The organism is Klebsiella sp. 64 (assembly GCF_018223915.1).
GTDB classification, from domain to species: domain Bacteria; phylum Pseudomonadota; class Gammaproteobacteria; order Enterobacterales; family Enterobacteriaceae; genus Klebsiella; species Klebsiella pneumoniae.
The window spans coordinates 1-11579 of sequence record NZ_JAGRQZ010000006.1; the positions used below are offsets into that span (position 1 = coordinate 1).

General features: G+C 46.1%; 9 protein-coding genes and 2 pseudogenes. 2 read left to right on the forward strand and 9 right to left on the reverse strand.

Annotated elements, in window-relative coordinates; all coding sequences use genetic code 11:
• Positions 1-251 (forward strand): annotated as a pseudogene (locus tag KHQ23_RS07270) (IS5/IS1182 family transposase); the annotation flags it as partial.
• Positions 252-318: 67 nt separating this feature from the next.
• Here the strand turns inward: KHQ23_RS07270 and KHQ23_RS07275 are convergent.
• Genes KHQ23_RS07275 through KHQ23_RS07305 form a run of 7 tightly spaced genes read right to left on the reverse strand, consistent with a single transcriptional unit; the run spans position 319 to position 7322 of the window.
• Positions 319-1080: an SDR family NAD(P)-dependent oxidoreductase gene (locus KHQ23_RS07275; protein WP_032445138.1), complete on the reverse strand. Its 762-nt coding sequence runs from the start codon at positions 1078-1080 to the stop codon at positions 319-321.
• Complete coding sequence (locus tag KHQ23_RS07280; RefSeq protein ID WP_049110374.1) at positions 1077-2042, reverse strand: zinc-binding dehydrogenase; 966 nt, start codon at positions 2040-2042, stop codon at positions 1077-1079. The genes KHQ23_RS07275 and KHQ23_RS07280 overlap by 4 nt, the downstream gene beginning before the upstream one ends.
• A gap of 1 nt (position 2043) precedes the next feature.
• The gene (locus KHQ23_RS07285; protein WP_032445136.1) at positions 2044-3339 is read right to left on the reverse strand and encodes a hypothetical protein; all 1296 of its coding nucleotides are present in this window, start codon (positions 3337-3339) and stop codon (positions 2044-2046) included.
• On the reverse strand, positions 3332-4660 hold the full coding sequence (gene hisD, locus KHQ23_RS07290; RefSeq protein WP_032445135.1) for a histidinol dehydrogenase: 1329 nt from the start codon (positions 4658-4660) through the stop codon (positions 3332-3334). Before hisD ends, KHQ23_RS07285 begins: the two co-directional genes overlap by 8 nt.
• A gap of 20 nt (positions 4661-4680) precedes the next feature.
• On the reverse strand, positions 4681-5433 hold the full coding sequence (locus KHQ23_RS07295) for an ABC transporter ATP-binding protein (protein ID WP_032445134.1): 753 nt from the start codon (positions 5431-5433) through the stop codon (positions 4681-4683).
• Complete coding sequence (locus KHQ23_RS07300) at positions 5433-6275, reverse strand: ABC transporter permease (RefSeq protein WP_049117517.1); 843 nt, start codon at positions 6273-6275, stop codon at positions 5433-5435. Before KHQ23_RS07300 ends, KHQ23_RS07295 begins: the two co-directional genes overlap by 1 nt.
• Positions 6276-6335: 60 nt before the next feature.
• Entirely contained in the window at positions 6336-7322 is a 987-nt protein-coding gene (locus KHQ23_RS07305) for an ABC transporter substrate-binding protein (protein WP_049117516.1), read from the reverse strand.
• 427 nt (positions 7323-7749) lie between these two features.
• On the opposite strand from KHQ23_RS07305, the pseudogene KHQ23_RS26285 reads away from it, so the two are divergent.
• Positions 7750-8108 (forward strand): annotated as a pseudogene (locus KHQ23_RS26285) (transposase); the annotation flags it as partial.
• Positions 8109-8341: 233 nt separating this feature from the next.
• Here KHQ23_RS26285 and KHQ23_RS07310 read toward each other — a convergent pair.
• On the reverse strand, positions 8342-9484 hold the full coding sequence (locus KHQ23_RS07310; RefSeq protein ID WP_049117514.1) for an alpha-hydroxy acid oxidase: 1143 nt from the start codon (positions 9482-9484) through the stop codon (positions 8342-8344).
• 921 nt (positions 9485-10405) lie between these two features.
• Entirely contained in the window at positions 10406-11362 is a 957-nt protein-coding gene (locus tag KHQ23_RS07315; RefSeq protein WP_032445132.1) for a glyoxylate/hydroxypyruvate reductase A, read from the reverse strand.
• Between the last annotated feature and the right edge of the window lie 217 nt (positions 11363-11579).

Below are 11579 nucleotides of genomic sequence, written 5' to 3' on the forward strand. Positions count from 1 at the left end.
GTGAATATGCAGACCGTAACCGTGCTGTTGCGAATCAGCGGCTGACCGGGAGTAATGCGCGGTGGAAATGGACAACAGATTATAACCGTCGCTCGATAGCGGAAACGGCGATGTACCGGGTAAAACAGCTGTTCGGAGGTTCACTGACACTGCGTGACTACGATGGTCAGGTTGCAGAGGCTATGGCCCTGGTACGAGCGCTGAACAAAATGACGAAAGCAGGTATGCCTGAAAGCGTGCGTATTGCCTGAAAACACAACCCGCTACGGGGGAGACTTACCCGAAATCTGATTTATTCAACAAAGCCCAATAAAACCGTTAAATAGAGGACAAATAGCCGCCATCTATATATAAAGTTTGTCCGGTAATATATTTAGCGGCCTCTGAGCTAAGAAATACCACGCTTCCCGCGAGGTCATCTAACTCACCAAATCTCCCAAGGGGGATCTTTTGCTGCATAGTACTACGCCACTGTGCATCTTGATAAAATACTTGCGTCATCTCTGTTTCAAAATATCCCGGCCCGATACCGTTCACCCGAATGTTATGAGCCGCCCATTCCGTACTGAGCGCTTTCGTTAGCCCGACCAATCCCGATTTAGAGCTACCGTAGGCCGCTGCGCCAGATACGCCAACGCAACTGGTTAATGAGCAGAGGTTAATAATAACTCCACCTTTTCCAGTACTAGCCATGGTTTTCGCTACTGCTTGAGCACAGAAAAAAGCCCCTTTCAGGTTGGTCCCGACAATGTTGTCCCAAAGCGCTTCATTTACTTCAAGTGACGGACAAACCTGCTCAATGCCTGCATTATTGATCAGAATATTGATTCTACCAATGCCAGAAATGACCTCAGTAATGCGAGATGTTTGTGTCACATCCAGAAGTAATCCTGTGATTTCAGCACCTTCCAGGGTAAGTGCGTCAACCGCTTTAGTGAGGGTGGCTTGATGCCTGCCAGTTATAATGACGCTGGCTCCTGCCTGTGCCAGAGCTCTGGCGAGGACATAACCAATTCCTCTGGTCGCACCGGTTACCAGGGCTCTTTTTCCTTTTAGCGAAAATGTAGATAACACATTCATTGATTGGTCACCGTTTTGAGATAGTGAGAGTCTCCTGAGATGAGAGACATATAGGCATCCGGTAGCTCATCAAGAGTAATGGGAGGCGCAATCAGCTTTCTTAAATCCTCCGCCAGTGAAGCCATTACCTGCAATGCCTCATTCTGTTCATCTTGGAACACACTACAGCCAATAAGAGTAATCTCTTTTTCAACTACCTTATTAAGATCCAGCCCCTTCGAATGATGAAAAATACCCACGAGGGCAATGCGTCCACCAGACCTGATACTACTCAGGAGATCAATGAGCGCGGCCGGGTGTCCGGAAGCTTCAACGGCTAATGAAAATGTGCCGGGCGGTGAAAGGCCAACAACTGATGAGAGTAATTGATAACGCTGTTTATTAGGTTCCAGTAGCTGAACCCGGCATTTTTTTAGCCGGCTAAGCAGTAATGCGGTTAAGCCGCCTATCGTCCCCCCACCAGCTACACAAACCGTGTCACCTGCAGATGGGTTCAGTTGATTAATCACCCGGAGTGCAACACCCAGAGGTTCACTCAGCACGGCGATATCATCAGGAACACTATCAGGGACAATCAGTAAGTTTTGTAGGGGAAGTATCACTTCTTCAGCGAATCCGCCATCGAATACTTCACCGACAAAGCCTAGTTTTTCACAGAGGTTATTTTCCCCGGCAAGGCAAAAAAAGCAACTTCCACACCATACCCGAGAATCAGCGACGACGCGCATACCGACTCTGAATAGACTTTCGCTTTCGTTAATTTCAGCAATCACTCCGAACAACTCGTGACCGGGCGTAACAGGCAACCGGCTAAACCATTTGCCGGTTATGAAATTGTGTAAATCAGAACCGCATATTCCCGCAGCATGTACTTGAACTCTAGCCCATCCCGATTTTAACGTCGGTGGAGAAGAATGCTCTATTTTAACTTCCCTGATACCATATAAGCGTACTGCTTTCATATTAGTTCTCCGTCATAAGAGCGGACATCCATCGGCTAAAATAATCATCCCCATCGCAACCCAGCATGACTGCAATGGAAAAACCTATGGCTGAACTTGTTGCATTATGAACGCTGTCAGAACCACCCCGTAAGTTCATAACTAATGTTGGGCAACAGAAAAGAGCAAGACGCATAATTTGATGCCAGTTATCAGGTAGACATCCCTTTCGTTTCATTTCTGTCAGCAGAGGTTTCCAGTACAATTCCCCTTTGCTTTCAAGGAATGCTTTACGTAAAGGAGTCAGTTGCCAGTCATGGTTGACAGTAAGGGTATTGCCATCTCGCGCTACACTCACGTTATAACGTTCTGCCGCTTCATCCGCTTCATACAGCCAGCAAGGATGAGCAAATATATTATGGAAAGTTGCCTTAATTTCAGCCAGCAACGCTGGAATGGAACTTCCGGCAAAGGCAGGATCAAAACTAACCAGCCTGGGTTTGCTGTGATGGTTTTCATACCATACATTAGCGTTATGGGCATCGCCGTGAGCAACAACGACTCCATGATCTGCTAACCTCTGAGGGTCTAACTCACGACCAGCCTCTAAAAAGAGCTCTCGCAGACTTTTGTCATATGACACGCCATTTATACGCCAGTGGAGACTACTCAGTGTCTGCCAGTCCAACTGCATGTCACCAAGAATAAATTCCTGATTGACATAAAAGCTGGCTACACGACCACCAAGGCCGATGTCATGGCCAGGCGAAACTAGCCGATTCCAGAACAACTGATGAATGGGTTCAGATGCTACTTTCTCAGTTGACGCCATGCGCAAGGTCGGTAACGTATGGGATAAAATGTTGTGATCAGCATAACGTTGAGCTTCGATAACCGGTCCTATTTTCTCCCAGTCCGATTTGGTCTCAATCTCTCGGCAAACATCTGCTAGCCGCTTATCATCGCGAAGCTTATACAGTAGAATTTGGCGTCCAGGTTCTCCGCAGGCGTAGACGGGGATATCTACATCAAAACCGTGATCTCGCAAAAGTGCCGCCCGGTAATATTCTTGAATAGTCTGCTCTTCTCCCTCTTCATGATGATACTTAAAGAAAAAGGAACGGCCATTTACCAATGAAACACGCCCATTCAAAGAATTCAGACTATATTGGTCACGATTAATCTGCAGGCTTAATGTTTGTTCGCCAGTAACTTCGGTGATCAGTTGGCTGAGCTTTTCACTGGCCAACTCCCACTTGCCTTCCTGCGTCAACCTGCGCGCTTCCGCTGCATAGGGTGGGCGTAAAAGTTCAGTCATTCTTACTTCCCTTTAGCAAATCCTGGCGAATGTCCGAAACGGCTAAAGCATGCCCAGGGAATCCTTCATACTCTGCAAGGCGTTTAGCTTGCAGTGCCAGATCTTTGTAGCCACTTTTTGTTACATAGGCGATGGAGATTCTCTTGAGGTAATCAAAAACGGAGAGAGGACCAGACGTTTTCGCTGCGCTGTTTGTTGGCAGAACAGCATTAGGGCCAAGTACAAAATTACCCAGAGTGATTGGAGTATGTTCGCCAAGTAATATTTCACCGGCATTACGAATTTTCGTCATTACATCCATAGGTTCCTGTGCAAGTACCTCCAGGTGTTCAGGTGCGTACTGATTTACGAACTCAATAGCTGTAGAGAAATCCTTTGTCAGCACCACACCTCCGTGAGAGCCGCACAAAACTTTCTGGGAGAACTCTGCACGTTTTTCTCCAATTTGTTTCCAGTACATGGGTAATGCGGCAATAGCTTCTTCAGCTACACGAGGGCTAGAAGTTACCAAATAAGCTGATGAATCTGGGCCATGTTCGGATTCTATAAGAAGATCAAGCGCTGCCAGCGCACCATCGATAGAGTCATCAGCCAGAATCAGGCTCTCACTCGGCCCTGCTGGTATACCTGGATCAATTAGGCTTGATAACTGACGTTTCGCAGCCACTACCCATGGGCTGCCAGGTCCTACGATTTTGAGGCATTTTGGTACTGACTGAGTTCCAAACGCGACTGCAGCCACACCTTGTGCGCCACCACATTTATACACATTCTTGATACCAACAAGACGCGCAGCAATCAACGTTGCATCATCGACCTTCCCATCGGGGCCGGGAGGGGTGATTACGACCGGAAGCGGGACTCCCGCCACGATGGCTGGGACTGCAGTCATGATCAGTACGCTCGGGAATGAGCCTTTACCACGAGGAACATAGCAGGCAACAGCATCTATCGGAACATGGCGATCACCGGCAAAAGCCCCCGGTCTCATCTCCTTCCACCACATTTCTTCTGGTTTCTGTGCCTCATGAAATGCACGAACATTTTCGACGGAGAAACGAATTGATTCGATTACCTCCGGGTCAACGCGGGCAAATGCGTCTTCAAACTCTTGCTCTTCTGCCTTTATAGAAAAGGTCTCTGGTCGCACACCATCAAACTCACGAGCGAAACGGATTAGAGCCAGGTCGCCTTCTGACCTAACGGCCTCAATTATCGGCTTGACCTTTTCGATGAAAAATGACAAATCAGATTCTGTGCGTTTGAATAAATGGGTTGGCAGTACTTCGGAATTCGAAAGGTCATGAAATGTCGGAGACATGTTTAATCCTTAACAGTTAATTAGGAGTGTTGATGAATACGGTTCAGTACTTCATGCTGAAGTTCAATGAATTCTGGTTCACGATTTATACCCTCCTGTCGAGGGCGAGATAACTCAACATGGAAAGTGGTGTCTATATATCCTTGACCCATTACCACTATCCGATCGGAAAGCCTGACCGCCTCTTCGATATCATGAGTAACAAACATTACTGTGAGGCGGTGTTTCTCCCAGATTTCGATAAGTAGTTGCTGCATTTGATGGCGAGTCATGGCGTCAAGAGCACCAAACGGTTCATCCATCAGAAGAATCTTAGGTCGGTAGGAAAGTGCTCGAGCAATGGCAACACGTTGCTTCATTCCTCCGGAAAGTTCGCTGGGCCAGTGGTCTGCAGCATTGCCCAGTTTCACAAGTTCAAGATGTTCTTGAGCGATTTCACGGCATCTTCTGGCTGGTGTTCCTGCTGCTTTTAAAGCAAACTCAATATTGCCTCTAGCTGTCAGCCAGGGAAGCAGTGTGTATGACTGAAATACCACTCCACGGTCCAGTCCTGGGCCTGTTATTGATTCACCATCAACAAGAACATCACCCTTATCGAAATCCTCCAGACCTGCAGCTATTGACAGCATGGTACTTTTTCCACATCCAGATGAGCCGACAATAGAAACGAACTCGTTATCGTTGAGCGTGAGGTCAATGCCATGCAGAACCTGACGCCGGGTCTTGCCCAATGAGAAACTTTTTTCCAGTTTATTAAGCGTCAAAATTGCCATCAGGAACGTCTCCGGTTGTAACGGAAAAGTACATGCTCAGCTGCACGCATAATTTGATCAGTAATGAGCCCCAGGAAACCAAGCAGGAGTATGTAGCCGATGATCGTATCTGTCTGAAAATAGCGTTGAGAAACGACGATCCGATAGCCAAGCCCAGAAGTTGATGCTACAAGTTCAGCAAGAACAAGCCATGTCCATGCCCATCCAAGACTTATGCGTAATGCATCCCATATCGAGGGTAACGCGGAAGGAATGACAATCTGGAGGAGAGTTTTTCGGTCTGACAAGCCGAGTGTCCTGCCCAAACCGACAAAATCAGATGGAACACGTTTAATCGCATCAATCATCATCAGTACCTGTTGAAAAAAAGTACCGATCCAGATGACTAGAAATTTCTGTATATCATCAGTGCCTGTCCACAAGATGGTAAGGGGGACGAAAGCAACAACTGGCATATAGCGGATAAAGTCAACAAGCGGTTCAACAATCGCCTTGAATAACCCATAGCACCCAGCTAAAACACCAATGATAATTGCCATTAATGACGAAATAGTGAAAGCAATGATCATGCGATAAAGGCTGCTGGCAATATCACTCTGTAACGTTCCGTTTTGCGCAAGAGTTATCATCCGAAGCAGGACATTCTCGATTCCTGGCAGGAAAATGGGTTTAATGGTGCCGCTGGATGTCGCAAGCCACCATATAAGAAGGAGCAGCACGAAAACTGCTACAGAGATTGTGAGGAACTGAGAACGTGTAGGCTCTTTCCCTATGGTTAATAAGTTTGAATACCGCCTTTTTTTGGCATGGACATTTACTTTCTGAGTTTCGAGAGAACTCATAATTCCTCCGTGTGCAAGTCTTCACCACTTATAAAATCAGCGGACAGATCTTTAATGTGGTTATTGCGCATTTGCGAAACGAGTATCGATGGTTTGTTCAGTTGTAATGGGCTGCGTGATAATGCCCGCAGCAGTTGCTGCTTTAAGAATATGGGGGAACGTTTTCGTTGTGAAGTCGTGAGCCAGAAGTGCTTTGTTATCGCTTAGGGTAAAATATTTCACGCCATCGAATGCCGTATTTAAGTCTTCTGGAGTCGTGCCCACTGCTTTAGAGATAATAGCGCGACCTTCTGTCGTATTGGCATTGTAATAGTCTAGCGCTTTACCCCAGGTCTGAATAAGTGCCTTAATGGCATCAGGGTGAGTCTTGATGAAATCGTCACGTATTACCAGAACATCGCTGATCAATCCTGGATCAGAGGAACCACTGTATAGAATCTTAAGATTTGTATCGCTTTTTTGGGCCATGCTCAGATAGGGCTCATACGTCACAGCAACAGGAACCCGTCCTGCTATTATAGCATTCCCTGCTGAAGCGGCAGGCATGGGAACAGGTTTTATATCATTAAAGGATAATCCTTCAGATGCTATGGCACTTCTGAGTAAAATATCACTGGTTGTGCCTTCTTCGTAGGCGACCTGCTTACCTTTGAGATCCTTAATGCTTAAAATATCTTTAGTGGCCAGAATTGCATCTGCGCTATTGCTCTGGTCGAGTAATAGCACAATCTTCACTGGGAGACCTGCGGAAATCATTCCCATCGCGGTATGGGTAGCGATATTAGCTGCGTCTATCTGCCCACTCGCCAGTGCGGCATTAATATCTTTATCCTCAGCGAAATTAATGATCTCGACTTGTTTTAGACCTTCCTTTTCAAAAAGATTTTTAGCCGAGGCAATATGCCACTGACCATAACCCAGCCAAGGTTCAATCCCCATTTTCACATGCGTGGCTTCTTCCGCATGAACAGAGAGAGTTGTAACTGACATCATTCCTGCACAGAAAAACGCACTAATTGATTTTTTCACTGTATGGAGAGAATACATGGCTATTTCCTTCCGTTGTCATTGTGGCTACAGGCTGGAGGTTGTCCGAGGAAAACCAAGGGATGTATCATTACTTAGAATCTTCTATTGGCGAAATTAGTTATTTTCTATATCTAAGAGTTAAAAAAAATGTGATAAGTGTTTCTTATTGGTTGTTCTTTTGTAACTAAAAAAGCTTCAAAGATAAAAAAATGAGAAATTATTCCCTAAAATGGAAAAGGACCTTATGAAATTTGGGTGGACCAATCTCTCGACATCTGCTTGCTGATATACCTTATGCCGTGATCGGAATACGTTTTTTTTGAAACAGTCTTAAGATTTACCGGCCAATGATAATCCCCATCTGGGGATCTGAGTTCGTAAGTTGATTGATTGGACTGAGCCCATGCCCGTAGACAAATTCTATTCTCACGACGAGGCTTGCCCGAGCTCTAACCCAGAGCACACAGAGCAGTTTCGTCAGTTTGAAGTATACGGCCGCTGAGTAGCTCACTGCTGTCGGGCTGAGTGGAGGGATGCTGCCAGCTCCTTTCACCCCGCAGGAGGGGGGCTTCGGTGCTATGTGCTGACTGAAGGCAAGCTCCACACCGATGACATGCCCGTACCGGTGCTGTTGCCCGGTAATACGAAGATGAAGAGCGGGCAGTTGTGGACGTAGGTTCGTGTTAACCACAACGCAGGCTCAACACTAGCAACGGCTACGTTGTTGGTCTTCAAACCGGCAGAAAAGTCATCCACTCGCAGACCCATCTTGCAGGCTTAAACTGTGTATTGCAGACAAATGCGTAACCGGGTTCGACGAGTTTTAACACAATTGCCTGCGAAATTACACCATGTCGCACCGTATTACGAACCTGATAGGCCTAGCTCGCCAAAATGGTTCTCACTCTACGCTTACTCATATAGCAAGTGTAAAGGATCATAACGTACTTTCCGTCTTCTAACTTTCTGCAACTTCACACCTAAAAAAATAGGGTCTTATAATCGCCTGTGTAGATGTAGGCGGAACTGTACGTCGGTTAATTCCTTGCATGATGGAGCAGTCCAGAATGAAGTTCAGTGATATCGGTACAGCCCAACTGTGCCATTGTACGATCGATTTCAGCGATCAACGACTCTAGGGTGGCTGACACCAGCGCTTCGCCTCCTACAGCCACTGCGTATAATAGTGGACGTCCCAGTAATACTGCATTTGCGCCTAACGCCAGAGCTTTTACCACATCAGTACCGCGTCTGAAGCCGCTATCGAGTAACACGTTAAAGTTAGGGCCCACCGCCTTTCGGATGTCTGGCAAAACCAGCATTGGGCTAAATGTTCCATCTAACTGACGACCGCCGTGGTTAGATACTACAATACCTTCGGCCTTTAGTTGTTGTGCGGCTAATGCATCTTCAGTCGTCATTATACCTTTGATATACAACGGCCCCGGCCACAATTCGCGTATCCATTCCAGTGTTTGCCAGGTTAATGTAGGATCCATCTGTTGGGCGAAGTAGGTGGCCGCGCCCATACCGCGCTGAAACTCTGAGGGAAGGTAAGGTTTGAGGTTACCAAAGCCCGGCATCCCCGCAGGACGTAGTGTACGCCACACCCATCCAGGGTGCCGTGCTACATCTGCCAGCGCACGGAACGAAAGCTTCATCGGCCGTCGGTAGTGCGATTTATCGCGTTCACGGTTGCCGAAATGCACTGCATCTACCGACACTACCAACGCCGAGCAGCCTGAATGGCGCGCTCGCTCAATCAAGTTGGCTGTGACAGCGCGGTCCTTCAGAACATACAGTTGAAACCAGCGCGGCCCGCTGCTAACAGTTGCAGTCTCTTCCAGTGATGCCGTCGAAACGGTGCTCTGAATATAACCTATGCCGCTATGCGCGGCGGCTCGCGCTAGCATCTGATCGGCCTCATGACGCAGCATGCCATTGTAACCAGTTGGAGCTATCAGCAGCGGTGCAGCTAATAGGTCATTTCCAAGTGGTGTATGCAGACTGCGTACACTTGCATCCTTTAATACCGTTGGTTTAAACATCCAACGTTCAAAGACTTCTCTGTTATGTCTCAGAGTCTGCTCGTTGTCAGCGCCACCATCTACATAATCGAATGCAAAGCCCGGTAGCGCACGTTGCGCTGCCCGACGTAAGTTCTCACAGTTAATAACCATAATAACGTATGTTCCTCAGGCTTTATCACAAATAGATCAGATTCGTATCGTTGTGGATGTGGTTGATCTCAACAGCCCATACCATGGAGAGGAAAACATGCAGGAAGAGGGAACAAGAGCGATTTGAATTTGACGTTCATTCATGTTCACGAGGTTTCCTAAGTAAGTGACTTGGTTTATACACTTTATCGTTTATAAGAAACTATTGTCGTACGGCAAGAAACTATGTCATCCTTGAAGCCACTATCAGCAGCAGGTGAAATTTCAGAATGACGTTACATTACATAATGATTATCTTCCTAAAGGCAAGATCTAAGGCATGGCCAGTGTAAGTTACATTTTGATTTCTGCGCCAATATGGGGATTCAGTCAAACAAAAGCCAAGTCATTCATAACGACAGGTGTTAACTCTTACTCAAGACAAGGGGTAAAACTTTCTCGGTGACTTTCAATATTATGCACTTACTCATTCCTTTTGTACAAATATTAATTATATTGCTTCTGAATTAAAAAAAACTATAACAACATAAGACTTTTGCATATCTTAGATGAAGATTATAAGTTGTTATTAGGGATGATTCCCGAAGGGTAACAAATATTTTACAAGCTTCCTTGGTTGTATAAATACCAATTGATGAGTCTTGTTGTATGTGATAGTACTATAAAAGGCTAGAACATAACTCTATGTTTCCTAAAATTACCTTTTACCGAATTTGTAGTTTTCGGCAAGCCTCGCTGCTGTTAACTGCTCCTGTTTTGCATTCATTTCTTCCTCGCCAGACTCTATGGAATTTATCCGATCACGATAAAGAGTTTAGCATTGTAATCGTCATAAATACGCCATACTTCTTGTGTTTCAACCTCTTCCCTCCTCCCGTAAACTTTTCTGACTAATTCCCACAGAGCATTTATTCTGTACATTTAGTAACCGTACTCACGATTAAATACCAAAGGTAATGGCAATCCAGAACGATCAGCCTGAATAATCTCAATAGCCTGTTTTGCTTTAGCGGTGTTAGAAATCAACGATGCAACGTGACTGGTAATGATTATCCGGGGATGTGTCCACAAAGGATCTTCAGGCGGTAGGGGTTCCACTGGAAAAACATCCAACACAGCGCCGCTTAAATGTCCGTTGTTTAGCCCGACCAATAACGCATCATGATCCAATTGGTGGCCGCGTCCAACATTAATCAGTCCTGCATTCGGAGGTAATTGCTCTAGAAGTTCTGCATTGATGATGCCACGTGTTGCTATAGTGTCGGGAAGTAAATTAACTAAAATGTGACTTTCGCGAAGAAAAGCTGCTAACTGATCGTTTTCAGCGTAACATTGTACACCGTGGGCATTTTTCTCGGTACGCGACCAGCCTCGCACAGTGAAGCCATTGGCCAACAGTCGTTTAGCTACAGCAGTGCCTAGACGTCCCATACCCATTATACCTACTGACGTTTCGTTCACTAGTCTGCCTGTTAGCTTATTTTTCCAGCTCTGCCTTTTCTGCGCCTGCATCACCAGCGGAATCTGGCGTACAAGCAGGTAACATGCCATAGTCACATAATCAGCCATTCTGCTCTCAGTTTCTGGCGTAACCATGCGAGTGATTGGAATATTGGCGGGAACTGTCGAATCATTCAAAATATGATCCACTCCTGCTGCCTCGCTTAATATCACGCGTAAATTTGGGAATTGAGCAAGCTTGCCTCTCTCAGGCTCCCACACTAAAACATAGTGAACACTTTCAGGCTCAACTGAAGGGTCATCCCAGCTCGCGATACGCAAGTCAGGGAAATTAGGTAAAAAAAGATTTCGCCATTCGTCGATATCTTCGCGACTTACGAAGTTTATTAACAACGTTTGCTGGTATGTGGTTCTCATCTTAGTCTCTATAGCTATTTATGCGTTTCTGAATTAGGCTGTTCAGTGAGACTATTCGAGATGAGGGTGCCGGTAAAATAGTTTTAATGTGGCTTTTACATAGTAATTATTGAGGGGGTAATGTCAGAAACCAACATTTTTGCTACCCTGTATCTGCTAAATAGCTGCGCGGAATAGTAGATCACTGAAAGGAAACTCAGCCCGGATTGTGCGATCT

What these genes read in the sequence shown, in the direction of transcription:
- KHQ23_RS07275 (WP_032445138.1), bottom strand. Translation starts at nt 1,080, where the DNA reads ATGAATGTGTTATCTACATTTTCGCTAAAAGGAAAAAGAGCCCTGGTA.
- KHQ23_RS07280 (WP_049110374.1), bottom strand. Translation starts at nt 2,042, where the DNA reads ATGAAAGCAGTACGCTTATATGGTATCAGGGAAGTTAAAATAGAGCAT.
- KHQ23_RS07285 (WP_032445136.1), bottom strand. Translation starts at nt 3,339, where the DNA reads ATGACTGAACTTTTACGCCCACCCTATGCAGCGGAAGCGCGCAGGTTG.
- hisD (WP_032445135.1), bottom strand. Translation starts at nt 4,660, where the DNA reads ATGTCTCCGACATTTCATGACCTTTCGAATTCCGAAGTACTGCCAACC.
- KHQ23_RS07295 (WP_032445134.1), bottom strand. Translation starts at nt 5,433, where the DNA reads ATGGCAATTTTGACGCTTAATAAACTGGAAAAAAGTTTCTCATTGGGC.
- KHQ23_RS07300 (WP_049117517.1), bottom strand. Translation starts at nt 6,275, where the DNA reads ATGAGTTCTCTCGAAACTCAGAAAGTAAATGTCCATGCCAAAAAAAGG.
- KHQ23_RS07305 (WP_049117516.1), bottom strand. Translation starts at nt 7,322, where the DNA reads ATGTATTCTCTCCATACAGTGAAAAAATCAATTAGTGCGTTTTTCTGT.
- KHQ23_RS07310 (WP_049117514.1), bottom strand. Translation starts at nt 9,484, where the DNA reads ATGGTTATTAACTGTGAGAACTTACGTCGGGCAGCGCAACGTGCGCTA.
- KHQ23_RS07315 (WP_032445132.1), bottom strand. Translation starts at nt 11,362, where the DNA reads ATGAGAACCACATACCAGCAAACGTTGTTAATAAACTTCGTAAGTCGC.